The organism is Streptomyces sp. NPDC059906, assembly GCF_042730645.1.
GTDB lineage: Bacteria > Actinomycetota > Actinomycetes > Streptomycetales > Streptomycetaceae > Streptomyces > Streptomyces rubrogriseus.
In genome coordinates, this window is record NZ_JBHWKU010000018.1 from 56,769 (window position 1) to 80,294 (window position 23,526).

22 protein-coding genes are annotated in these 23,526 nt (G+C 73.0%); 12 read left to right on the forward strand and 10 right to left on the reverse strand.

Going from position 1 to position 23,526, the window contains the following annotated elements; all coding sequences use genetic code 11:
• Positions 1-5 precede the first annotated feature (5 nt).
• The 4 genes from ACFV9J_RS25455 (at position 6) to mscL (ending at position 2,629) form a co-directional block, all read left to right on the forward strand.
• Positions 6-359: an FmdB family zinc ribbon protein gene (locus ACFV9J_RS25455; protein WP_385357420.1), complete on the forward strand. Its 354-nt coding sequence runs from the start codon at positions 6-8 to the stop codon at positions 357-359.
• Positions 360-447: 88 nt separating this feature from the next.
• Complete coding sequence (locus tag ACFV9J_RS25460; protein WP_385357423.1) at positions 448-1,290, forward strand: S-methyl-5'-thioadenosine phosphorylase; 843 nt, start codon at positions 448-450, stop codon at positions 1,288-1,290.
• 178 nt (positions 1,291-1,468) lie between these two features.
• Positions 1,469-2,047, forward strand: coding sequence for a hypothetical protein (locus tag ACFV9J_RS25465; RefSeq protein WP_385357425.1), 579 nt, complete (start codon positions 1,469-1,471; stop codon positions 2,045-2,047).
• A 111-nt stretch (positions 2,048-2,158) separates the two neighbouring features.
• On the forward strand, positions 2,159-2,629 hold the full coding sequence (gene mscL / locus ACFV9J_RS25470; RefSeq protein WP_385357426.1) for a large conductance mechanosensitive channel protein MscL: 471 nt from the start codon (positions 2,159-2,161) through the stop codon (positions 2,627-2,629).
• Between the two features lie 25 nt (positions 2,630-2,654).
• Here mscL and ACFV9J_RS25475 read toward each other — a convergent pair whose 3' ends face one another.
• On the reverse strand, positions 2,655-2,831 hold the full coding sequence (locus ACFV9J_RS25475) for a hypothetical protein (RefSeq protein ID WP_385357427.1): 177 nt from the start codon (positions 2,829-2,831) through the stop codon (positions 2,655-2,657).
• Positions 2,832-2,989: 158 nt separating this feature from the next.
• On the opposite strand from ACFV9J_RS25475, the gene ACFV9J_RS25480 reads away from it, so the two are divergent.
• The 4 genes from ACFV9J_RS25480 to ACFV9J_RS25495 all read left to right on the forward strand — a co-directional run bounded on the left by ACFV9J_RS25480 (position 2,990) and on the right by ACFV9J_RS25495 (position 7,846).
• Positions 2,990-4,228, forward strand: coding sequence for a low temperature requirement protein A (locus ACFV9J_RS25480; protein ID WP_385357429.1), 1,239 nt, complete (start codon positions 2,990-2,992; stop codon positions 4,226-4,228).
• A 269-nt stretch (positions 4,229-4,497) separates the two neighbouring features.
• The gene (locus ACFV9J_RS25485) at positions 4,498-5,544 is read left to right on the forward strand and encodes a P1 family peptidase (RefSeq protein ID WP_385357431.1); all 1,047 of its coding nucleotides are present in this window, start codon (positions 4,498-4,500) and stop codon (positions 5,542-5,544) included.
• 160 nt (positions 5,545-5,704) lie between these two features.
• On the forward strand, positions 5,705-6,928 hold the full coding sequence (locus ACFV9J_RS25490) for an Ig-like domain-containing protein (protein ID WP_385357433.1): 1,224 nt from the start codon (positions 5,705-5,707) through the stop codon (positions 6,926-6,928).
• Positions 6,929-7,096: 168 nt separating this feature from the next.
• Positions 7,097-7,846 carry a DUF6227 family protein gene (locus tag ACFV9J_RS25495; RefSeq protein WP_385357436.1) on the forward strand — a complete coding sequence of 250 codons (750 nt, stop codon included), beginning with the start codon at positions 7,097-7,099 and terminating at the stop codon, positions 7,844-7,846.
• Positions 7,847-7,907: 61 nt separating this feature from the next.
• Here ACFV9J_RS25495 and ACFV9J_RS25500 read toward each other — a convergent pair whose 3' ends face one another.
• From ACFV9J_RS25500 to ACFV9J_RS25515, 4 genes are all read right to left on the reverse strand, one after another.
• The gene (locus ACFV9J_RS25500; protein ID WP_385357438.1) at positions 7,908-9,950 is read right to left on the reverse strand and encodes a fructose-specific PTS transporter subunit EIIC; all 2,043 of its coding nucleotides are present in this window, start codon (positions 9,948-9,950) and stop codon (positions 7,908-7,910) included.
• Positions 9,951-10,098: 148 nt separating this feature from the next.
• A complete protein-coding gene (pfkB, locus tag ACFV9J_RS25505) occupies positions 10,099-11,046 on the reverse strand; it encodes a 1-phosphofructokinase (protein ID WP_385357439.1) in 948 nt (315 codons plus the stop codon).
• Positions 11,043-11,804 carry a DeoR/GlpR family DNA-binding transcription regulator gene (locus ACFV9J_RS25510; RefSeq protein ID WP_385357441.1) on the reverse strand — a complete coding sequence of 254 codons (762 nt, stop codon included), beginning with the start codon at positions 11,802-11,804 and terminating at the stop codon, positions 11,043-11,045. Before ACFV9J_RS25510 ends, pfkB begins: the two co-directional genes overlap by 4 nt.
• A 195-nt stretch (positions 11,805-11,999) precedes the next feature.
• Entirely contained in the window at positions 12,000-13,517 is a 1,518-nt protein-coding gene (locus tag ACFV9J_RS25515; RefSeq protein ID WP_385357443.1) for an MFS transporter, read from the reverse strand.
• Between the two features lie 62 nt (positions 13,518-13,579).
• Here ACFV9J_RS25515 and ACFV9J_RS25520 point away from each other — a divergent pair, with 62 nt between their 5' ends.
• Positions 13,580-14,551, forward strand: a complete 972-nt coding sequence (locus tag ACFV9J_RS25520; protein WP_385357445.1) for a helix-turn-helix transcriptional regulator — start codon at positions 13,580-13,582, stop codon at positions 14,549-14,551.
• Between the two features lie 541 nt (positions 14,552-15,092).
• Here the strand turns inward: ACFV9J_RS25520 and ACFV9J_RS25525 are convergent.
• Together ACFV9J_RS25525 and ACFV9J_RS25530 are read right to left on the reverse strand one after the other, a co-directional pair.
• On the reverse strand, positions 15,093-15,797 hold the full coding sequence (locus tag ACFV9J_RS25525) for a TetR/AcrR family transcriptional regulator (protein WP_385357447.1): 705 nt from the start codon (positions 15,795-15,797) through the stop codon (positions 15,093-15,095).
• 424 nt (positions 15,798-16,221) lie between these two features.
• Entirely contained in the window at positions 16,222-17,220 is a 999-nt protein-coding gene (locus ACFV9J_RS25530; protein WP_385357450.1) for an RNA polymerase sigma factor RpoD/SigA, read from the reverse strand.
• 228 nt (positions 17,221-17,448) lie between these two features.
• Here ACFV9J_RS25530 and ACFV9J_RS25535 point away from each other — a divergent pair, with 228 nt between their 5' ends.
• Positions 17,449-17,964, forward strand: coding sequence for a GNAT family N-acetyltransferase (locus ACFV9J_RS25535; protein WP_385357452.1), 516 nt, complete (start codon positions 17,449-17,451; stop codon positions 17,962-17,964).
• Between the two features lie 57 nt (positions 17,965-18,021).
• Here ACFV9J_RS25535 and ACFV9J_RS25540 read toward each other — a convergent pair whose 3' ends face one another.
• Positions 18,022-18,783 (reverse strand): dioxygenase, encoded by a 762-nt coding sequence (locus ACFV9J_RS25540; RefSeq protein ID WP_385357614.1) that lies wholly within the window; start codon positions 18,781-18,783, stop codon positions 18,022-18,024.
• Between the two features lie 119 nt (positions 18,784-18,902).
• Between ACFV9J_RS25540 and ACFV9J_RS25545 the strand changes: the two genes are divergently transcribed.
• Positions 18,903-19,394, forward strand: coding sequence for a MarR family winged helix-turn-helix transcriptional regulator (locus ACFV9J_RS25545; protein WP_007388762.1), 492 nt, complete (start codon positions 18,903-18,905; stop codon positions 19,392-19,394).
• Positions 19,395-19,503: 109 nt separating this feature from the next.
• On the opposite strand, the gene ACFV9J_RS25550 is transcribed toward ACFV9J_RS25545, so the two are convergent.
• On the reverse strand, positions 19,504-21,057 hold the full coding sequence (locus ACFV9J_RS25550) for an MFS transporter (RefSeq protein ID WP_385357454.1): 1,554 nt from the start codon (positions 21,055-21,057) through the stop codon (positions 19,504-19,506).
• A gap of 159 nt (positions 21,058-21,216) precedes the next feature.
• Positions 21,217-21,870 (reverse strand): TetR/AcrR family transcriptional regulator, encoded by a 654-nt coding sequence (locus tag ACFV9J_RS25555; protein WP_385357456.1) that lies wholly within the window; start codon positions 21,868-21,870, stop codon positions 21,217-21,219.
• Positions 21,871-22,198: 328 nt separating this feature from the next.
• Here ACFV9J_RS25555 and ACFV9J_RS25560 point away from each other — a divergent pair, with 328 nt between their 5' ends.
• Positions 22,199-23,494, forward strand: coding sequence for a M6 family metalloprotease domain-containing protein (locus tag ACFV9J_RS25560; protein WP_385357458.1), 1,296 nt, complete (start codon positions 22,199-22,201; stop codon positions 23,492-23,494).
• Positions 23,495-23,526 lie beyond the last annotated feature (32 nt).

Genomic DNA, 23,526 nt, shown 5'->3' on the forward strand with positions numbered 1-23,526 from the left:
AGACAGTGCCGACGTACCAGTACCAGTGCACCGAGTGCGGCGAGGGCCTCGAGGCGGTGCAGAAGTTCACCGACGACGCCCTCACCGAGTGCCCGAACTGCCAGGGCCGCCTGAAGAAGGTGTTCTCGGCGGTCGGCATCGTCTTCAAGGGCTCCGGCTTCTACCGCAACGACAGCCGCGGCAGCTCGTCGAGCAGCTCGCCGGCGTCGTCGTCCTCGAAGACGGCCTCGTCCTCGGCTTCGTCGTCGTCCTCGGACTCGGGTTCGTCCTCGTCGGCCTCGGCGTCCTCCACGTCCTCGTCGGGATCCGGTTCGTCGTCGGGCTCCGGCAGCTCGTCGGCGGGCAGCACCGCCGCGTAGCGCCCCGTTCCGTTCTCGTTCTTACGAGACCCCGTCGTCGTCCGGCGACGGGGTCCTCGGCGTTGTGCGGGGCGGTTAGGGTGCGGGCATGGCGAACAAGGTGAAGGCCGAGATCGGCGTGATCGGCGGCTCCGGGTTCTACTCGTTCCTCGACGACGTGACCGAGGTCCGGGTGGACACCCCGTACGGGCCGCCCAGCGACTCCCTCTTCCTCGGCGAGGTCGCCGGCCGGCGGGTCGCCTTCCTCCCCCGGCACGGTCGCGGCCACCATCTGCCGCCGCACCGAATCAACTACCGGGCCAACCTGTGGGCGCTGCGTTCGGTCGGCGCACGCCAGGTCTTCGGCCCGTGTGCGGTCGGCGGCCTGCGCCCCGAGTACGGGCCGGGCACGCTGCTGGTGCCGGACCAGTTCGTCGACCGCACCAAGTCCCGCCCGTCGACCTACTTCGACGGGCTGCCGCTGCCCGACGGCACGGTGCCCAACGTGGTGCACGTCTCGCTGGCCGACCCGTACTGCCCCACCGGACGCGCCGCCGCGCTGAAGGCGGCTCGGGGGCGGGAGTGGGAACCGGTGGACGGCGGCACCCTGGTCGTCGTCGAGGGGCCCCGTTTCGGGACCCGCGCGGAGTCGCTGTGGCACCGGGCGCAGGGCTGGTCGGTGGTGGGGATGACCGGCCACCCGGAGGCGGCGCTCGCCCGTGAGCTGGAGCTCTGCTACACCTCGCTGACCCTGGTGACCGATCTCGACGCCGGCGCGGAGAGCGGCGAGGGCGTCTCGCACGAGGAGGTGCTGCGGGTGTTCGCGGCGAACGTGGACCGGCTGCGGGGCGTCCTGTTCGACGCGGTGGCCGCGCTGCCGGCGTCCGGGGAGCGGGACTGCCCGTGCGGGGCGGCGCTGGGCGGGATGGATCCGGGGATCGCGCTGCCGTAGGGGTGCGGAGGGCCGCAAGCCCGAAGCCCGAAGCCCGAAGCCCGGAGCCCGGGGAACGCCACGTTCCGGTGAGGGAGTTGTCCACAACCGGTCCGTGGTCCACGGGCTTCGGCGGGACGCGGCGAAAAGCCTCATCGTGGGAGCGCAAGCCGGTCCCTCGTCACAGGTGGTGGTCCCCGTGTCCCGTCCCGCCCTGCCCTCCGCTTCCCCTTCCCCTTCCGCTTACTCGTTCCCGTTCTCCCCTCCGCCCGGCACCGATGCGCCGCCCACCTGCGAGGTGCCGCAGTTCGCCCCCGTGCGGGTGGGCGGCGGACGTCGTCGGCTGCACCGGCTCGTACGGCACCGGCGGCGTGCCCTGGCCGCCGGGCTCGTGGTCACCGCCGCCGCGCTGGTGGCGGCGGGCCCGCATCCGGGGGCCGGCGGGCCGGACCAGCGGCGGGCACGCGGACATCCGGTGGCCGATCCGGTGAGTGAGCGGCCCGCGACCCGGTTCGTGGCGGCGCCGGTGCGCATCGCCGACGCGGCCACGGTGCGGCTGCTCAGGCCGGGCGACCGGGTCGACGTCGTGGCGGCCGGGGACGGCGGTGCGGACGACGCCTCGGTGATCGCACGCGGTGTGCGGGTGACGAAGGTGCCGGAGCCCGTGGCGGATGCGGCGGCGGGCGGGGCGCTGGTCGTCGTCTCGGTGCCGCGCGCCACCGCCCACCGGTTGGTCGGCGCGGGTACCACGGAGCGGTTGGCGGTGACCCTGTGCTGAGCCCGTCAAGTCCCTCGTTCGTGGGATCGAATTGGACAGGACGGCCCAACGCTGTCGTAGGTTGCGGAGCGATTGGTTCCTACACCTGTTCAAGCGAGGAGTGCTCCCACCGTGAGCGAGAAGAACGAGCCGAGCGTCTGGCAGGGCTTCAAGGCCTTCCTGATGCGCGGAAACGTCATCGACCTGGCGGTGGCGGTCGTCATCGGCGCCGCCTTCACCAAGATCGTCAACTCGGTGGTGGACGGGGTCATCAACCCCTTGGTCGGGGCGTTCGGCACGCAGAGCCTGGACAGCTACAGCTCCTGCCTGAAGGGCCCGTGCACCGGGACCGGCGACAGCGCCACGGGCGTGCGGATCCTCTGGGGCTCGGTGCTGGGCGCCACTCTCACGTTCCTGATCACGGCGGCCGTCGTGTACTTCCTGATGGTGCTGCCCATGGCGAAGTACCTGGCCCGGCAGGAGGCCCGCCGCAAGGCGAAGGAGAGCGCCGAGGAGGTCATCGAGGTCTCCGAGCTGGAGGTCCTCAAGGAGATCCGCGACGCCCTGATCGCACAGCGCGGTTCGGGGCACGACCGCTCCTAGCGCCGGCGGTCCGGACCCGGGCGGCTCACAGGTGGTGGGGCGGCTTCTCGTCGAGGAAGCGCTTCAGGTCGGCCGCACTGTCGCCCTCGGGCCGCTCGCCCCAGCCGCGGTCGGTGTCGTCCGAGCTCTGCCGGTCCAGCGGGTCGTCGAAGACCAGCGCGGGCCGGGGCGCGGGCTGCTCGGATTCGGGGGTCGTGCTCATGGCTCCAGGGTACGGCTCGCGCCGTGGACCCGGACCCGTCCGTCCGGCCGGCCACGACGAGGCGTCCCGCCCGCAGGGCCCGTCCCACCCGCAGGGTCCGTCCGGCGGGCGGGTGTGCCCACAAGCACATCCGCGTTGTCTCTGCTGTGCTGGGAGCCATGACGTCCAGACCCTCCTCCGCGACCGAGCCCTCCGCACCGCCGCCCGACGGCCACCCTCCGGTGCGCCGGCTGAAGGCCCGCCACCGGCACGAGGCGCACCGCACCGCCACGCCGCTGGAGCTCTTCTTCGACCTGTGCTTCGTCGTCGCCATCGCCCAGGCCGGCGTCCAGCTGGTGCACTCGGTCGCCGAGGGCCACGCCGGTCAGGGCGTCCTCAACTACGCGATGGTCTTCTTCGCCATTTGGTGGGCGTGGATGAACTTCGCGTGGTTCGCCTCGGCCTACGACAACGACGACGTGCTCTACCGGGTCGTCACTCTGGTGCAGATCGCCGGGGTGTTGGTCCTCGCGGCCGGGGTCTCCCGGGCCTTCGAGGACCACGACTGGGTGGCCGTGATCATCGGCTACGCGATCATGCGGGTCGCCATGTCCGCGCAGTGGCTGCGGGCGGCGCGTTCGGCCGGCGGGGCGGAACGGGCGATGGCGCTGCGGTACGCCGGTGGTGTGCTGCTCTGCCAGGTCGGCTGGCTAGGGCTGCTGTTCGTGCCGGACGGCGGCCAGGGCTGGCTGTTCCTGGCCATGGTGGTACTGGAGCTCTGCGTGCCCGCGTTCGCCGAGCGCAAGCATCCGTCGGCCTGGCATCCGCACCACATCTCCGAGCGGTACGGACTGCTCACGATCATCGTCCTCGGCGAGACCATCGCCGCGGCCACGGTCGCGGTGAAGTCGGGCATCGAGGAGAACGACGCGCTGGGCGAGGTGCTGCCGATCGCCGCGGGCGGGCTGCTGATCGTCTTCTCGGCCTGGTGGATCTACTTCGTGGTCCCCGTCCACAGTCACCTGCGGTCCAACAGGCAGTCCTTCCTCTGGGGCTACGGCCACTACCTGGTGTTCGCCTCGGCGGCGGCGATCGGGGCGGGACTGGAGGTGGCGGTGGAGCAGGCCGTCGGCAAGGCGCACGTCTCGACGCTCGTGGCGTCCTTCGCGGTGACCCTGCCGACGGCGGTCTTCCTGCTCACGGTGTGGGCGCTGCACGCCCGGCACTTCAAGGTGGGCCTCGCCGAGCAGCTCGTGCTGCCGACGGCCGCGCTGCTGGTACTCGCCTGCACCTTCCTGGGCGGCGAGGCGGTGCTCGTGGCGGGGATCGTGCTTGCGCTGGCCGTGTCCGCCGGGGTGACGCTGACCGCGCAACGGACCGAACGGGAGCGGCGCCGGACGGCGGCACCGGCCGCCTGAGCCACGGCTCCACGCCCACCACGCTCCGTACCCGCCAGGGCTCCACGCCCACCACGCTCCGTACCCGCCACGGCTCCGTACCTGCCTGCCACGGCCCCATACCCGCTACGGCTCCGTACCGCCACGGCCCGCGCCCGCGCCCGAGCACGCCGCCGACCGCTGCCACGCTGTCGACCCCTGCCGCGCCGCCGTTTCGCCGCCGCCCGCCACCTCGGTCGCCGTCGGGCCCGTACCGTCGCCGTCGCCGGTGGCTGGACGAGACTGGCCGTATGACAGTTGACGCATTGACGGACGTCGCCGGTCTGCTGGTGGGGCACGCGACCCGCGCCGGGGACGGGTGGCTCACGGGGACGACGGTGGTGCTCGCGCCGGAGGGCGGGGCGGTCGCCGGTGTGGACGTGCGCGGCGGCGGCCCCGGCACCAAGGAGACCGACGCCCTCGATCCGCGCAACCTGGTGCAGCAGGTCCAGGCGGTGGTGCTGACCGGCGGCAGCGCCTACGGACTGGACGCGGCCTCGGGCGTGATGGCCTGGCTGGAAGAGCGCGGGCGAGGCGTGCGGGTCGGGCCCGATCCGGCCCCCGTGGTGCCGGTGGTGCCCGCGGCCTGCGTCTTCGACCTGGGCCGCGGGGGCGACTTCCGGGCCAGGCCGGACGCGGCCACCGGATACGCGGCGGTGGAGGCGGCGCACGCGAGCGCGCCGGGCACCGCGGTGGCCGAGGGGTGTGTCGGGGCGGGCACGGGTGCCGTGGTCGGCGCGCTGAAGGGCGGGGTGGGCACCGCGAGCACCGTGCTGGACTCGGGGATCACGGTGGCGGCGCTGGTGGTGGCCAACGCGGCGGGGTCGGTGACGGATCCGGAAACGGGGGTGCTGTACGGGGAGTTGTTCCGCGGCGGGCGGGTCGAGTACCCGGCGCCGGAGGTCCACGAGGCCGCGGGGCGGCGGCTGGCCGAGGTCGCGGCGAGGAACGCGCCGCCGCCGCTGAACACCACGCTCGCCGTGGTCGCCACCGACGCCGGGCTGTCCAAGGCGCAGGCGCAGAAGCTGGCCGGCACCGCGCACGACGGGATCGCGCGTGCGGTGCGGCCGGTGCATCTGCTCAGCGACGGGGACACGGTGTTCGCCCTGGCGACCGGGGTACGTCCGCTCGACGCCGGGCAGCCGCTCGCGCTGAACGAGGTGCTGGCGGCGGGCGCGGACATGGTGACGCGGGCGATCGTGCGCGCGGTCCGGGCCGCCGAGCCGGTGGACGGCCCGGGCGGGGCGTGGCCGTCGTACGGCGGGCTGTACGGCGGACCGGAAGGCGGGGAGGTCTGAACGGGCCGTCGTGTGCGGCCGGTTGACCCGTGCGTGTTGCGATTGTCCGGGTTTTGTCACGTGACGGCGTTTCCGGCGGCCGGTGGGAACCCCACGGGCCGCCGGGGGCCTCTACCCGGCTGAAGCGGACATCGCACAACACCCGAACCTGGAGCAGCCCGTGACAACGCCGGACATAGCCAAGCGGCGCGTACTGGGGGCCTGTGCCGCCCTGGTGGTCGGCGCCCTCACCCTCACCGCCTGCGGCGGGAGCGCCAGTGCCGACGACAAGCGGGACGGCAGGGGCGGCGCCGGGTCCGCCGACACGTCGGTCGCCAAGCTCGTGATCTCGGCGAAGGACGGTTCGACCGGCGCCTCGATCAACTCGACCGGGGTGAAGGTCAGCGACGGCAAGCTCACCGACGTGAAGATGACCGTGGCGGAGAGCGGTGCCGCCGTACCCGGCGCGGTCTCCGGCGACGGCGGCAGCTGGCAGCCGAAGGAGCAGCTGGAGCGGGGCACGAAGTACCGGATCACGGCACGGGCGAAGGACGCCGACGGCCGCACCGCCGCCGCCGACTCGGTCTTCACGACCGTCTCCTCGGACAACAGCTTCGTCGGCACGTACACCCCGGACGGCGGCAGCACGGTCGGGGTGGGGATGCCGGTGTCGTTCACGTTCGACAAGGCGATCACCGACCGGAAGAGCGTGCAGTCGCACATCTCGGTCACCTCCAGCAGCGGGCAGGAGGTGGTCGGGCACTGGTTCGGCGGGCAGCGGCTCGACTTCCGTCCCGAGGAGTACTGGAAGGCCGGTTCCAAGGTCACGATGAAGATCGACCTGGACGGGGTGGAGGGCGCGAACGGCCTCTACGGCGTGCAGAAGAAGACCGTGACCTTCACCGTGGGCCGCGCGCAGGTCTCCACGGTGGACGCGAACACGCAGACCATGACGGTGGTCCGCGACGGCAAGACGCTCAAGTCGGTGCCGATCTCCGCGGGCAGCGCCGCGAACCCGACGTACAACGGGCAGATGGTGATCTCGGAGAAGTCCGAGCAGACGCGCATGAACGGGTCGACGGTCGGGTTCGGCGGCGAGTACGACATCCCGGACGTGCCGCACGCGATGCGGCTGAGCCAGTCGGGCACCTTCATCCACGGCAACTACTGGTACAACCGCGGCAACCCGCCCTTCGGCGCCCAGGGCACCAGCCACGGCTGCGTCGGACTGGCGGACGCGCAGGGCGCGCAGGGCGACACCCCGGGCAAGTGGTTCTTCGACAACTCGCTCGTCGGGGACGTCGTCATCGTCAAGAACTCCCCGGACGACACGATCGCGCCGGACAACGGACTCAACGGCTGGAACATGCCCTGGAGCGAGTGGACCGCTCAAAGCGCGGCCTGATCGGCTTGTGACCAGGGAATTTTGACGGTTCGTCGGGCCGCGCGGAAACTTTTCGCGCGGCCCCCGCGTTTTTCGTGCGTACGTTTTCTCGGTTCCCGGACATGATGTCCGACCGAGGGGCTACGGTATGCACCCACAAGGTGACATGCAGCAACGCCGGGAGAAACCTTGAGCGTTCCGTACGAGACGGCAGCGTACGAACCACCCGAGTCGCCCGAGTCTCCGGAGGAGCACCTCATGCGGCTGCTGGGTCGCGCCCTGAACTCCTTCGAGCTGCCCGACGAGACGATACGGCGGCTGGACTGCGCGCTGGCGCACGACGGTTCCCTGCACTCCGCGCACCACAGCGCGGGGCTGCACCGCGAGACGTACCGGCACACCTGGCTGCTCGCCGACGGTTCGGCGCTCACGCTGTGGGAGCTGGTCCACAACACCGCCCCGGGCAGCGAGCCGCGGCACGAGGTCTACCTGGACGAGGAGGAGTTGCGCGCCGCGGGTTCCCGGCTGGCCCTGCCGCCCGAGGCCCCCGAGTTCGAGCTGCCGGTGCAGGTGCAGTTGTCGCCGGTTCCGGCCCCGCGCCACGCCTACGTCCCGGACGCCTCCGCGGACCACGCCCGCAGGCTGCTGCGCCGCGCGGAGAACGCGGACCGTCCGGACGCCGACCTCGCCGCCCGGCTGTCGACGGCGTGCGGGCACCAGATCACCCAGGCCTTCGGCGGTCCCGGGCGCGCGGGCCGGGCCCGGGCCGGCTTCTCGCTCTACGAGCACGCGTTCCTGCTGCGCGACGGCGTGGAGGTCTCCCTGTGGGAGGTCGAGCACACGGCCACCCCGGACGGGCGCCACATGTGCGAGGTCTACGACAGCGAGGACACGGCCCGCCGGGCGATGGAGCGGCGCGCGGCCCAGGTCTCCCCGTAGCGCGCCCCGCTCCGCCGGCCCGTCGTGTCCTGCCCTACGCGGCCACCGTCTGCTTCGCGCCCTACGCGGCCACCGTCTGCTTCGCGCCCGGCGTCGGGGACGAGGGGTCCGCGCCCCCGCCGGCTCCCTGGGCCGCCGCTCCCGGCACCGCCTTGCGCAGCCCCTTGAGGACGATCACCAGGACCGCGGTGACACAGACCCCGGCCGCGACGGCGACCAGGTAGAGCAGCGGGTTGCCGATCAGCGGGACCACGAAGATGCCGCCGTGCGGGGCGCGCAGCGTCGCACCGAAGGCCATCGACAGGGCGCCGGTGACCGCGCCGCCCGCCATCGAGGCCGGGATGACGCGCAGCGGGTCGGCCGCGGCGAACGGGATCGCGCCCTCGGAGATGAAGGAGGCGCCCAGGACCCAGGCGGCCTTGCCGTTCTCGCGCTCGGCGGCGTTGAAGAGCCGGCCGCGCACGGTGGTGGCCAGGGCCATCGCCAGCGGCGGGACCATGCCGGCCGCCATCACCGCCGCCATGATCTTCATCGCCGAGTCGCTGGGACTGGCGACCGCGATGCCCGCGGTGGCGAAGGTGTAGGCGACCTTGTTGACCGGGCCGCCGAGGTCGAAGCACATCATCAGGCCGAGCAGCGCGCCGAGCAGGACCGCGTTGGCGCCGGACAGACCGTTGAGCCAGTCGGTCATCCCTTCCTGCGCGGACGCGATGGGCTTGCCGATCACGACGAACATCAGGAACCCGACGACCGCCGCCGAGACGAGCGGGATCACCACCACCGGCATGATGCCGCGCAGCGCCTTCGGTATCGGTACCCGCTGGATCGCCAGCACCACCGCGCCGGAGATCAGACCGGCCGCCAGACCGCCGAGGAAGCCGGCGTTGATGGTCAGGGCGATCGAGCCGCCGACGAAGCCGGGGACCAGGCCGGGCCGGTCGGCCATGCCGTAGGCGATGTAGCCGGCCAGCACCGGGACGAGGAAGGCGAAGGCCACGCCGCCGATCTGGAAGAGCAGCGCCGCCCAACTGTCCGCCTGGGTCCACACGAAGTGGTCCATCACGGAGGGCGCCTTGTTGATCTCGTAGCCGCCGATCGCGAAGCCCAGGGCGATCAGCAGACCGCCCGCGGCGACGAACGGGACCATGTAACTGACGCCGGACATCAGCCACTTGCGGAGCTTGGTGCCGTAGCCCTCGCCGGACTCGCCGCCGCGCTCGACGGGGGTCGCGCCCGGGGAGGCGGAGGTGGCCTCGCCGCGGGCCGCCTTGTCGCGGACCTCGCCGATCAGCTCGCCCGGCCGGTTGATGGCGGCCTTGACGCCGGTGTCGACGGTGGGCTTCCCGGCGAAGCGGTCCTTCTCGCGCACGGCGACGTCGTGGGCGAGGATCACGCCGTCCGCCGCCGCGATCACCGCCGGGTCGAGCCGGGTGAAGCCGGCCGAGCCCTGCGTCTCGACGACGACCTCGACGCCCTCCTCGCGGCCCGCGTTCTCCAGCGACTCGGCGGCCATGTAGGTGTGCGCGATGCCGGTGGGGCAGGAGGTGACGGCGACGATACGGAAGGGGCGCCCGGGCCCGCCGGAATCCTCACCGGTGCTGCCCGGGGCGGCCTCGGCGGAGGCCGCCGCCGAGACCGCCCCGGTGTCCGCGGCCGGTGTCGGCTCCTCCCCGCGGATGAGCGCGGCGGCGGCCGCCGCGTCGCCCACCGAGCGCAGCGCGGCGGTGAACCCGGCGTTCATCAGCTGCCGGGCCAGCGAGGAGAGGATCGTCAGGTGGGCGTCGTCGGCGCCCGCCGGAGCGGCGATGAGGAAGATCAGGTCGGCCGGTCCGTCCGCCGCCCCGAAGTCGACCCCGGCCGTGCTGCGTCCGAACGCGAGCGTCGGCTCGGTGACGTGCGCGCTGCGGCAGTGCGGGATGCCGATCCCGCCGTCGAGGCCGGTCGGCATCTGCGCCTCACGGGCGGCCACGTCGGCGAGGAAGCCCTCCAGGTCGGTCACCCGGCCCAGGGCCACCATCCGCTCCGCGAGGGCGCGCGCCGCCGCTTGCTTGGTGTCGGCGGACAGGTCGAGGTCGACCAGGTCCGCGGTGATCATGTCGCTCATCGCGGGCTCCTTAGCTCGCGTATCGCCCGGAACGTGGGGTGAGGGGCGGGGGCGGGGAGGGGGACGGGGGCACAGCGGTGGGGGCCGGGGGCACAGCGGTGGGGGCCGGGTGCGGCCGCGGGGAGGGAGCGGTGGGCGAGGCGGGGAGTCATGGCGCCGGCTCCCCCAGTACGCGGTCGACGGGCACCTCGGCCGTGACCGTCACGTCGGCCGGGTCCAGGTCGTACGGCGTCGGCATCACGCTGCCGGGCAGCCGGACGGCGGCGGCGCCGTGCGCGACGGCGGCGGCGAGGGCGCCGGGCCCGGTCCCGCCGGCGACGAGGAAACCGGCGAGGGAGGAGTCCCCGGCGCCGACGTTGCTGCGTACGGCATCCACGCGGGCGGTGCCGAACCAGGTGCCCGCGTCGTCCACGAGCAGCTGCCCGTCGGCGCCCAGGCTGGCCAGCACCGAACGGGCGCCCAGCTCCCGCAGCTCCTCGGCGGCCTTCACCGCGTCGCCGACGGTGGCCAGGGGTCGCCCGACGGCCTCGGCGAGCTCCTCGGCGTTCGGCTTGACCACGTCGGGCCGCTCGCGCAGCGCCCGCAGCAGGGCCGGTCCGGAGGTGTCCAGGGCGATGCGGACCCCGGCGGCGTGCGCGCGGGCGACCAGGTCGGCGTACCAGGAGGGGGCCAGGCCGCGGGGCAGGCTGCCGCAGCAGGCGATCCAGTCCGCGCCGGGCGACTGGCGGCGCACGGTCTCCAGGAGCAGTTCCCGTTCGGCCGGGGTGAGTTCGGGACCCGGCGCGTTGATCTTCGTCAGGACGCCGTCGGCCTCGGCGAGCGCGATGTTGGAGCGGGTGGGTCCGGTGATCGGCACCGGCGCGACCTCGATGCCCTGTGCGTCGAGCAGGTCGGCGACGAGGGCGCCCGGTGCTCCGCCCAGCGGCAGCACCGCGACGGTGCGCCGTCCGGCGGCGGTCACCGCGCGCGAGACGTTCACGCCCTTGCCGCCGGGGTCGACCCGCTCGCCGGTGGCGCGGACGACCTCGCCGCGGTCGAGGGAGGGCACCTCGTAGGTGCGGTCCAGCGACGGGTTGGGGGTGACGGTCAGGATCATGCGCGTACTACTTCCGTGCCGGCGCGCTCGATGTCGCCCGCGTCCTCGGGGGTGAGTCCCTTGTCGGTGATCAGCAGGTCCACGTCGCCGAGGGCGCCGAAGCGGGCGAAGTGCTCCTGGGCGTACTTGGAGGAGTCGGCGAGCAGCACCACGCGCCGGGCGGCGGTCAGGGCGGCCCGCTTGACGGCGGCCTCGGCGAGGTCGGGGGTGGTCAGTCCGTGCTCCACGGAGAACCCGTTGGCCGCCACCACGGCCATGTCGGCGCGGATCTCGCCGTACGCGCGCAGCGCCCAGGCGTCCACGGCGGCGCGCGTACGGTGGCGCACGCGCCCCCCGACGATGTGCAGCTGGATGCCCGGGTGGTCGGCGAGGCGGGCCGCGATGGGCAGGCTGTGGGTGACCACGGTCAGCGAGGCGTCCGGCGGGATCGCCGCGGCCATGCGGGCCACCGTGGAACCGGCGTCGAGGATCAGCGTGCCCTCGGCCGGCAGTTCCGCGAGGGCCGCCCTGGCGATGCGGTCCTTCTCGTCGGCGGCCGTGGACTCGCGCTCGGCGAGGTCGGGTTCGAAGTCGAGCCGGCCGGCCGGGATCGCGCCGCCGTGCACCCGGCGGAGCAGCCCCGCGCGGTCGAGCGCCTTGAGGTCGCGGCGGATGGTCTCCGCCGTCACCTGGAACTCCTCGGCCAGCGACACCACGTCCACCCGGCCGCCGTCCCGGGCGAGCCGGAGGATCTCCTGCTGCCGCTCCGGTGCGTACATGACCGTTCACCTCCGACCCGTGCCCGAACCTGTGGTTTTGCTTGGAGGCTACGCCGGGTTGTCCGGAATGTAAACAGGAAGCAGAAACACTCGGACACAAGCAGGCGTAAACGGGCATCGACGTGACGGGGGCGGGCCCCGGCACCTTCGTGCCGGGCCCGCCCCTTTCCACCGTCCCGTCGCGCGTCCGCGGTCTCAGACCAGCGCGGGCTCCTTCTCCTCCGCGCGGTCCGCGGCCGGGCCGCCCTCCACGTGCTGGGCCGGCCGCCGGGGCAGCGCGAACATCAGCAGGAAGATGACGGCCAGCACCGCGGCCACCCACCCCAGCGCGTTCTGGAAGGCGTCCACGTAGGCGGGGCCGATGCGGTCGGGGGTGAGGCGGTCGCTCATCGTGCCGAAGAAGACCACCGACACCAGCCCGAGCCCGAGCGCGTTGCCCATCTGCTGCACGGTGTTGATGAGACCCGACGCCGCTCCGGCGTGCTCGCGCGGCACCTGGGAGAGGACCGCGTCGGTCAGCGGCGCGACGATCAGGCCCATGCCGAGGCCCATCACGACCAGCGTCAGCGCCATCTGCCAGGAGGTGATGGCGAGCCCGTAGCGCCCGGACTCCCACATGTAGAGGAGCACTCCGGCCGCCATCACCAGCGCGCCGGCCTGGAGCACCTTGCGCCCGAAGCGCGGGACCAGCTTCTGCACCGAGATCCCGGCGGCCGTGGACACGGCGATCGAGAACGGTACGCCGGTCAGGCCGGCCCGCAGCGGGCTCCAGCCGAGCCCGAACTGCATGTACAGCGTCCACACCAGGAAGAAGACGCCGAGCGCGACCCCGAAGACGGTCTGCACGGCGATCCCGGCCGCGAAGCTCTTCACCCTGAACAGCGACAGCTCCACCAGCGGCGAACCGTCCCGCGCGCTCTTGCGCCGCTCGTAGGCGACCAGGACCGCGAGGACCACCAGCGAGCCGGCCATCGACAGGTACCCCCACAGCGGCCAGCCCAGTTCCTCGCCCCGGGTGAGCGGGTAGATCAGCATCAGCAGGCCGAGGGTGACCAGCGCGACCCCGACCAGGTCCAGCCGGAGGGCGCGGGGCGCCTTGGACTCGGTGATGAAGCGGCTGCCGAGGACGAGGCCCGCAATGCCGACCGGCAGGTTGATGAGGAAGATCGGCCGCCATTCGAGGCCGAAGAGGTTCCACTCGGTGAGCAGGGCGCCCAGCAGCGGGCCCGAGACGGCACCCAGACCCACGATCGCGCCGAACAGCCCGAAGACCTTGCCGCGTTCGTGCGCCGGGAAGGTGGCGTGCACGATCGACAGCACCTGCGGCACCATGAGCGCCGCCATGCCGCCCTGGAGGATGCGGGAGGCCACCAGCATCTCCGGGTTGGCCGCCAGGCCGCACAGCGCCGAGGCGAGGGTGAAGCCGCCGATGCCGACGAGGAAGACCCGCTTGCGGCCGTGGATGTCGCCGAGCCGCCCGCCGGTGATCAGACCGGCCGCGAAGGCGAGGGCGTAACCAGCGGTGATCCACTGGATCTGGCTGAAGGTGGCGCCCTCGTCCCGCTGGATCGAGGGGATGGCGATGTTGACGATGGTGACGTCCACCAGGTCCATGAATGCCGCGGTCATCACGATCGCGAGGGCGAACCAGCGACGCCGGTCGCCTGCGGCGGGCGGGAGGGGAGCCGGTTGCGGGGTGTGCTTGGAGGTCATGGCAGGAACTTAGGAGGGCACTAGGTCGGATCGTGTCCTAGATGTGCGGCATCCTCGCACGTATGACGACGGACACTCCGGCCCGGCTGCTGACCCTCCTCTCCCTCCTCCAGACGCCCCGCGAATGGCCCGGCGGCGAGCTGGCCGACCGGCTCGGGGTGTCCCGGCGCACGGTCCGGCGGGACATCGACCGCCTGCGCGAACTGGGCTATCCGGTGCAGGCGACGATGGGCACCGACGGGGGCTACCGGCTGGTGGCGGGCAAGGCGATGCCGCCGCTGGTCCTCGACGACGAGGAGGCGGTGGCCATCGCGGTCGGGCTGCGGGCCGGCGCGGGGCACGCGGTCGAGGGCCTGGACGAGGCGTCGGTGCGGGCCCTGGCCAAGCTGGAGCAGGTGCTGCCCTCGCGGCTGCGGCACCGGGTCACCACGCTCCAGTCCGCGACCACGCCGCTGACCAGTGGGGACGGGCCGAGCATCGCGCCCGAGACGCTGACCGTGATGGCCTCGACGGTGGCCGGGCACGAGCGGCTGCGGTTCGCCTACCGCGCGGCGGACGGCACCGGGACGCGGCGCTCGACGGAGCCGTACCGGCTGGTCTCCACGGGGCGGCGCTGGTACCTGGTCGCCTACGACCTCGACCGGGACGACTGGCGGACCTTCCGGGTGGACCGGGTGAGCGAGCCCTTCGCGACGGGGGCGCGGTTCACTCCCCGGGAGCTGCCGACCGGCGACGCGGCCGAGTACCTGCGGCGCTCGATGCAGCGACGGCACGACTCCTACGAGATCACGGTCGTCTTCCACGCACCGGCCGAGGCCGTCGCGCCCCTGCTGCCGCACTGGATGGGGACACCCGAGCCGGTGGACGGCTGCGCGTCCTGCGTGGTGCGGGCGACCGTGTCCGGCCCGGTGGAGTGGACCGCGGCCCGACTGGCGACGACCGGACTGGAGTTCCGGGTCCGGGAACCGGCGGAACTGGTGGAGTGCGTACGGGAGCTGGGGGCCCGGCTGGGACGCGCGGCGGGGGGCGGCTGACTGGCGGGGGCAGCTGACTGGCGGGGGGGGGGGCGACTGACCGGCAGGGGGCCGGCTGACCGCCAGGGGCCAGCTGACCGGCAGGGGGGCTGGCTGACCCGGCGGGGGGGGCGGCTGACCGGCGGGCGGCTGACCGGCAGGGGGCTGACCGGCGGGCGGCTGACCGGCAGGGGGCTGACCGGCAGGGAGGCTGGCTGACCGGGGGGCGGCTGACCGGCAGGGGGGCGGCTGACCGGCAGGGGGCTGACCGGCAGGGGGGGCTGGCTGACCCGGCGGGGGCGGCTGACCGGCGGGTGGCTGACCGGCAGCGGCCGGATGAACGGCAGGGGGGCGGCTGACCGGCGGGGGGCTGACCGGCGGAGGGGCGGCTGACCGGCAGGGGGGCTGACCGGCAGGGGGGCCGGCTGACCCGGCGGGGGGGGCCAGCTGATCGGCAGGGGGCGGCTGACCGGCGGGGCACCGGCGGAGCGACCGAGGGACCGACCGGCGGCGGCGCCCGCCCGGGGGGGGGACCGACCGGCGGCGGCGCCCGCCCGGGGGCTCACTCCTCTTCCGCGGGCCCGGCCTCCCAGTTGAACCCCCGCAGCACCTCCAGGTTCAGCAGCGCCTGTTCCAGGGGGCTGCGTGCTCCTTGCGGGGAGGACGACGCCCAGTGCTCCGCCGCGACGCGCACGGACGCCCCCGCCACCGCGGCCGCGAAGTGCAGCCGGGGCGAGGCGGCCAGGCGTGCGGCAACGTTGTCGTCGCCCCCGGCCATCCGCGCGGCCAGCGCCTGGACCAGCCCGCGCTCCGTGGCGTGGCAGACCTCCGCCCACACCTTGCGCAGCGCCGGACTGCTCCCGGCCAGGCGGATGAGGGTGCGGGCCCACTCCCAGGAGGGCGCCGACACACCGGCGCCCGGGGTCAGCGTGTGCCGCACGGCGCGTTCCAGTGCCTCGGGCGGCGACAGTTCGGCCGGGGCCTCGCGCACCGCCCGCACCCAGCGCTCGGCGCCCAGGGCGTAGAGCGGGGCGATGGCCTCTTCCTTGGTGGCGAAGTAGCGGTAGAAAGTGCGCGGGGCGACACCCGCCGCCCGGGCGATGTCCTCGGCCCGGGTGGCCCGCAGGCCCTGGCCGACGAAGAGGCGGGCCGCCGCCCGGGCGATCTCCATCCGGGTCTCGGCCTTGCGCCGCTCGGTCAGGGAGACGGGTCCGGCCGGTTCGGGTCCGGGGCCGGGGCCGGGAAGTGCTGGAATGGTGCTGCTCACTTCGGCAGGCTATGCCGCTGTGGCAGAATCTGCCATTCGGCGGGCCACCCCGGGGTTCAGGTTCGGGGTGCCCCGCCTCCCCGCCCTGCCCCGCCTGCCGCCCCGCCCGCCGCTCCGCTCCGGCTCGCGGCCGTCCGGTCCCCCGTGACACGGAAGGAGCCGGGCTGCGGCGCCCCAGGGGGGGAGGGGCGGCCGAGCCCGGCTCGGGAAGTCCCGGCGCCGGGGGGAGTGCGTCGGGACGTGGTCTTCAGTGGTGCCGAGGTACCGGCTCGAACGTCTTTTTCCCGGCCACCGCGGATTGAAGCAGCGTTGTACGGCCATGTTTGCGCCGGGTCCGACACCCGGCGTACGCCCCATCCGCCCCGTCACGCCCCCACGTCACGCGGCATCCGGGCCGTACGGCCGGCGTCGCCCTGCGGCCGGGTCAGGCCGCCGCCTCGAAGCCGGTGTCGCGGGCCAGCTTCTTCAGCTCCAGCAGGGCGTGCTTCTCGATCTGCCGGATGCGCTCGCGGGTCAGGCCGTGCTCCTTGCCGACCTCGGTCAGCGTGCGCTCGCGGCCGTCGTCGATGCCGTACCGCATCTTGATGATGGAGGCCGTGCGCGGGTCCAGGCGGCCGATGAGGTCGTCCAGCTCCTCGCTGCGCAGCAGGGTCAGCACCGACTGCTCGGGCGACACGGCGGAGGTGTCCTCCAGCAGGTCGCCGAACTGGGTCTCGCCCTCGTCGTCCACCGACATGTTGAGCGAGACCGGGTCGCGGGCCCAGTCGAGCACGTCGGTCACGCGCTCCGGCGTCGAGCCCAGCTCGGCCGCGATCTCGGCGGGCTCCGGCTCACGGCCGTGCTCCCGGTTGAACTCGCGCTGCACGCGCCGGATCCGGCCCAGCTCCTCCACCAGGTGGACGGGCAGCCGGATGGTGCGGGACTGGTCGGCGATGGAGCGCGTGATGGCCTGACGGATCCACCAGGTCGCGTACGTGGAGAACTTGAAGCCCTTGCGGTAGTCGAACTTCTCGACCGCGCGGACCAGGCCGGCGTTGCCCTCCTGGATCAGGTCGAGCAGCGGCAGGCCGCTGCGCGGGTAGCGGCGGGCGACCGCGACGACCAGGCGGAGGTTGGAGCGGATGAAGACGTCCTTGGCCCGCTCGCTCTCGTCGATCAGGGCCTGGAGCTCCTCGCGGGTGGCGTCCGCCCCGGTCTCCTCGCAGCCTTCGAGGACCTGCCGCGCGAACACACCGGCCTCGATGGTCTGGGACAGCTCGACCTCCTTGGCGGCGTCGAGCAGCGGGGTCCGGGCGATCTCGTCGAGGTACATGCCGACCAGATCGCGGTCGGCGAGCTCTCCGCCGTTGGCGCGGACGCTGGTTGCCGCGCCGGAGGTCTCGCCGGTGGCGGACTTACGACGGGCGACGGCACGGGTTGCCATGCGTGCTCCCTTGCGATGGTGGTTCAGCGGGTGGTCCGGTGGACGCTCGGGCGCCTTGCGGGGTTGTCTCCGTGTCTCCAGCCCCTCTCGGGAGCCCCTCTCGGGACTCTCCTCGGGTGCCCTGCATCCGATGGAAACAACGACTGGAATCCGGACAGAATTCCCAACCCGCCCCTCGATTTTTCTGATCATGCAGTACCCTGTGCCGCCACAGAGGGAGGGGCGACCATGTCGGGAACTGCCGAGGTCCAGGTCAGACCGGGAGTCGAGGAGGATCTCAAGCCACTCACCGACCTCTACAACCACTACGTACGTGAGACGCCCATCACGTTCGACACCGAGCCGTTCACCCCGGAAGAGCGCCGCCCCTGGCTGCTCTCCCACCCTGAAGACGGCCCGTACCGCCTGAGGGTTGCCACGGACGCGGAGTCACAGGAGATTCTGGGGTACGCCACCTCCAGCCCCTACCGCGCGAAGCCCGCCTACGCGACCTCGGTGGAGACCACCGTCTACGTTGCGCCGGGGGCCGGCGGCCGCGGCATCGGCTCACTCCTCTACACGGCCCTCTTCGACGCGCTGGCCGCCGAGGACCTGCACCGCGCCTACGCCGCCGTCGCCCAGCCCAACGAGGCCTCCGCCCGGCTGCACGCCCGCTTCGGCTTCCGGCACGTGGGCACGTACCGCGAGGTGGGCCGCAAGTTCGGCCGGTACTGGGACGTGGCCTGGTACGAGAGGCCGCTGTAGGCCGCTGTAGGCCGCTGTAGGCCCTGTCGCCACTCCCCCGCGGCCGGGTCCGGGCGCTCAGCCGAACTGCACCGAGCGCTTGGCCAGGCCCATCCAGAACCCGTCGATCACCGACCGCCGCAGGTCCAGCTCGCCTGCCGCGTCCGCCGCGCCCATGGTCACGAACAGGGGCGCGAAGTGCTCGGTGCGCGGGTGGGCGAGCCGTCCCGCCGGGGACTTGCGGGCGAAGTCGATCAGTCCGTCCACGTCCCCGCCCTCCAGCGCGCGCCGGCCCCAGTCGTCGAACTCCGCGGACCAGGAGGGGATGCCGCCCTGGCGCAGCGCGGCCAGGTTGTGGGTGAAGAAGCCGGAGCCGATGATCAGCACGCCCTCGTCGCGCAGCGGCGCGAGCCTGCGGCCGGTCTCCATGAGCCGCGCCGGGTCGAGGGTCGGCATGGAGACCTGGAGGACCGGGACGTCGGCGCCGGGGTACATCTCCACCAGCGGCACGTAGGCACCGTGGTCGAGGCCGCGGTCGGGGACGTCCTGCACGGGCGTACCGGGGGCGCGCAGCAGCTTGCGTACGGACTCGGCGAGCGCGGGCGCGCCGGGCGCTCCGTAGCGCACCCGGTAGTAGTGCTCCGGGAAGCCCCAGAAGTCGTGGACGAGGGGGACGGTCCGGGTGGCGCCGAGGGCGAGCGGGGCCTCCTCCCAGTGGGCGGAGACGACGAGGATCGCCTTGGGGCGCGGCAGGTCCGCGGCCCAGGCGGCCAGCTCGCCGGGCCAGACGGGGTCGTCGGCGAGCGGCGGGGCGCCGTGACTGAGGTAGAGGGCGGGCATGCGCTCCCGGACGGCGGCGGCCATGGCTACTCCAGTACTTGAACTCTCAATCTTTACTTGCCGACAATCTACGCCGATTTTGTTTAATGTTCAAGGAACAGTCTCGTACAGTGGGACACATGAACGACGAACCCCGTTGGCTCACCGCCGAGGAGCAGCTGGTCTGGCGCTCCTACATCGAGGCCGCCACCCTCCTCGAGGACCACCTCGACCGGCAGCTCCAGCGCGACGCGGGCATGCCGCACGTCTATTACGGCCTGCTGGTCAAGCTGGCCGAGTCACCGCGCCGGCGGCTGCGGATGACCGAGCTGGCCAAGTACGCGAAGATCACCCGGTCCCGGCTCTCGCACGCGGTGGCCCGCCTGGAGAAGAACGGCTGGGTCCGCCGCGAGGACTGCCCCTCCGACAAGCGCGGCCAGTTCGCCATCCTCACGGACGAGGGGTACGAGGTGCTGCGCCGGACCGCACCGGGCCATGTGAACGCCGTACGCCAGGCGGTCTTCGACCGGCTCACCCCCGAACAGCAGAAGTCCCTCGGCGAGATCATGCGGATCGTCGCCGAGGGACTTCAGCCGAGCGAAGCGGGTGCGGACCTGCCCTGGCTGCGCTGAGCGCGCGGCCGGGGCAGGTCCGGGGGAACCGTGCGGGCGGGGCGTCCCCTCCCCGCCCGCACGGGTGGAACAGGAGCCCGAGCGGGTGCTGACACCGGGTCCGGCGTCGTCAGTGGGCGACGACCGGCACCCGCAGCTCGTCCTCGGCCTCGTCGCCCGCACCGGAACCGGTGACGGCGCCGCCGCCCGGACGCCCGGCGTTGATGAGGGTCAGGGCGATCGCGGCCGCGACGACCAGGATGCCGACGGCGAACCAGATCGCGCTGGTGTAGCCCTGCACCTGGCCCTCCAGCTGGACCAGCTGCTGCTGGGACCGGGAGGCCGCGCCGCCCATGTGGTCGGCGATGTAGGACGTGGTGGCGGAGGCGGCGATCGTGTTCAGCAGCGCCGTACCGATCGCGCCGCCCACCTGCTGCGAGGTGTTGACCATCGCGGAGGCGACACCGGCGTCCCGGGCCTCCACGCCCATGGTGGCCATGGACATGGCCGGCATGAACGCCGTACCCATGCCGAGGCCGAGCAGCAGCATGCCGGGCAGCAGCACACCGGCGTAGGAGGTGTCGACCTCCAGCTGGGTCAGGAACAGCATGCCGACGGCGGCGACCAGGAAGCCGGGGCCCATCAGCAGCCGGGGCGCGACCCGGGTCATCAGGCGGGCACCGATCTGCGTGGAGCCCGTGATCATGCCCGCGATCATCGGCAGGAAGGCGAAGCCGGTCTTCACCGGCGTGTAGCCCTTCACGATCTGCAGGTAGTAGGTCAGGAAGAGGAACAGGCCGAACATCGCGATGATGGCCAGGCCCAGCGAGAGGTAGATCCCGCCCCGGTTGCGCTCGGTGATCACGCGCAGCGGCAGCAGCGGGGCCTTGACCCGGGACTCGACGAGCACGAAGGCCAGCAGCAGCACCGCCGAGCCGACGAACATGCCGACCGTCACGGCGTCGCTCCAGCCGTTGGACTCGGCGCGGGTGAAGCCGTAGACCAGCGCGACCAGTCCGAGGGTGGACAGGACGACGCCGGGGATGTCGAGCGGCGAGCGGTTGCGGCCGCCCTTGGGCTCACGGATGACCAGGTACGCGCCGGCCGCGGCGACGATCGCGAACGGGATGTTGACGAAGAACGTCCAGCGCCAGTTCAGGTACTCGGTGAGGAAGCCGCCGAGGATCAGGCCCACGGCGCCACCGCCACCGGCGATCGCACCGTAGATGCCGAACGCCTTGGCACGCTCCTTGGCGTCCGTGAACATCACGGCGAGCAGGGAGAGCGCGGCGGGCGCGAGCAGGGCGCCGAAGACGCCCTGGAGGGCGCGGGAGCCGAACATCATCGCCTCGTTGGTGGCCGCGCCGCCCAGCGCGGAGGCGACGGCGAAGCCGGCCAGACCGAGGACGAAGGTGCGCTTGCGGCCCCACAGGTCGGCTATCCGGCCGCCGAACAGCAGCAGACCGCCGAAGGCGAGGGCGTAGGCCGTGACGACCCACTGCCGGTTGCCGTCGGAGATGCCGAGGTCCTGCTGTGCGGAGGGGAGGGCGATGTTCACGATGGTGGCGTCGAGGACGACCATGAGCTGGGCGAGCGCGATGAAGACGAGCGCTTTCCAGCGTCCGGCGTCCGGGGCGTCCGGGGCGTCGGTGACGCCGGAGGCCTTGACGGCTGATTGAGACATGGGGATACCCACTTCGGACTTCGTGACGGAAAAAGACGAGAAAAGGGACGAGTGAACCCGCACCGACGGCCCGCGGTCAGCGGCGGAGCCGAGAACCCGGCGTCGGTGGCGGTAGTAGCGCTACTGGCGCTACTGGGGGTACTGGCGGTACTGGCGGTACTACTGGTCGCAGGGCCGGCGCAGGTCCTCCAGAGTCACGGCCGCACCCGGGAGGGCGGAGCGGGCCGGAGCCCGCAGCCCGTCCAGGAACAGCTGAAGATGGCGATGGACGAACCGGTCGGCGCTCACACACCCCGTACCGGCCGGGGGCCGGCTGAGCTGGGCCGCGGCGATCATCAGATCGCCGACGCCCACGTCGCCGCGGAGCTGACCGGCCGCCTTCGCCCGGTCCATGACCTCGGCGACCAGGCGCTCGACCCGTCCGCGGGCCGCCTCCAGGTCGGGGTGGTGCTGGTCGAAGGTGTTGGCCACCATGGGGCACAGGGCGCTGATCCGCTCGTCGGCGGAGGCGTGCACGAAGCGCTCCAGCGCCTCGAACGCGTCACCGGTCTCCGCGAGGGCCAGCTCGGCCGCCCGTGCCGTACGGTCCATGACCGAACAGACGACCTCGCGGACGAGGGCGTCGCGGTCGGGGAAGTTGCGGTACACCGTGGCGTTGCCCACGCCGGCCCGGCGGGCGACGTCGTCGAGCGGCACGTCCGGCCCGTGCTCGACGAACATCTCCCGGGCGGCGAGGACGATCCGCTCCCGGTTGCGCAGAGCATCGGCGCGGGGCCGGGCCACCTTGCGCTGATCGGGAATCGCGGTCTGCACGGCGTACTCCTTCGTGTCTGTGGTGTCTGTGGTGTCTGTGAGGGTGTCGGTCACGGGTGTGACGACTGGGTTCACGATCCGGGGAGGGAATCCCCGTTTCGCTCGGACACAGGTCTAAACGGGGAAACGATCCCCGGTTATTTCCCGCATCCGAAGAACTTTCCGGTGACCTGAGTCACAGCGGGCCCCCGGCCCGTCCCCCGGTCGGCGGCTACCGGTGAGAAACCCACGATCGGCCTCTCCAGCGCGCGCCCGCCCACCCCTCGGCACAGGGTGAGCGCAAGGGTGCAGCCGGTGTCGGGCGGCTGCCGTGGCCGGGGAGGTCCGCATGCAGCCGCCGCAGGCGCAGCCGCCGAGCCGCCGCATACGCCCGCGCCGACTGGCCGCCGCCGGGACCGTCGCCGTCCTGACCCTCGCGCTCAGCACCTCGGCCGGCACCGGCCGGCTCGCGCCCGGCACCTCGACCGCGGGCCCCGGCCCCGCCGCCCTCTCCCGCTCCTCCGCGCACGGCCCCTGCATGATCGAGGGCGGCGCCGAGATCCAGATGTCCGAGGGCGTGCCCACCTCCACCGGCTACGCCCGCTCGACCGGCACCGTCCGCGCCCTCAACCTGATGATCGACTTCTCGGACGCGCCCGGCGAGGGCAAGGCGCTCGACCGGTACGCGGAGTTCTTCCCGCAGACCGAGGAGTGGTTCCGCACCAGCAGCTACGGCCGCCTCGACTACCGCCCCGAGACCCCGGTCCGGGACTGGCTGCGGATGCCCAAGTCCTTCGCCGAGTACGGCATAGAGCGCGGCGCCCCCTTCGAACCCGGCTACCGCAAACTGGTCCAGGACCTGGTCGCGGCGGCCGACTCCAAGGTCGACTTCCGCTCGTACGACCTCCTGAACGTCCTGGTCACCCCGAACGCGGGGCCCTCCGCCCTGGACACGGTCCTGTCCGTGACCTTCGCCGGGAACCAGGAGGCCCCGGTCGCCGACGGCGTGCCGGTGGCCAACGCCTCCTTCGTCTACTCCCGCCAGGACGACGGCTCCGGCTCCTACGACGAGACCGGCTACCGCGTGCTCCCGCACGAGAACGGCCACGTCTTCGGCCTCCCGGACCTCTACACCCAGGAGGGCGGCGGGGCGGTCGGCCACTGGGACATCATGAGCGAGGACTGGGGCGCCAACAACGACCTCCTGGGCTGGCACAAGTGGAAGCTGGGCTGGCTCGACCCGGACCAGGTGCACTGCGCCTCCACGCCCGGGACCACGGAGTACACGCTGACCCCGCTGGCCCGCAAGGGCGGCGACAAGCTGGTCGTCCTGCCGCTGAGCGGCACCTCCGGCTACGCCGTCGAAGTGCGCACCCGCGAGGGCAACGACGAGACGGTGTGCCGGCCCGGCGTACTGATCTACAAGGTCGACGCGGACGTCGACACCGGCATGGGCCCGGTGCGGGTGTACGACTCCCGGCGCGACAGCGGCGGCTGCACCCGCAGCCCCAACGTCCACGCCGAACTCTCGGACGCCACCTTCACCCCCGGCGAGACCTTCAAGGACCCGCGCAAGGGCGTCACGATCAAGGTGTCGGAGAAGGACGGCGAGGGAGACGTCCGGGTGCGGGTGACGCGGAGGTGACGGCCGGGCGATCGGGGCTACCGTAGGCGGCC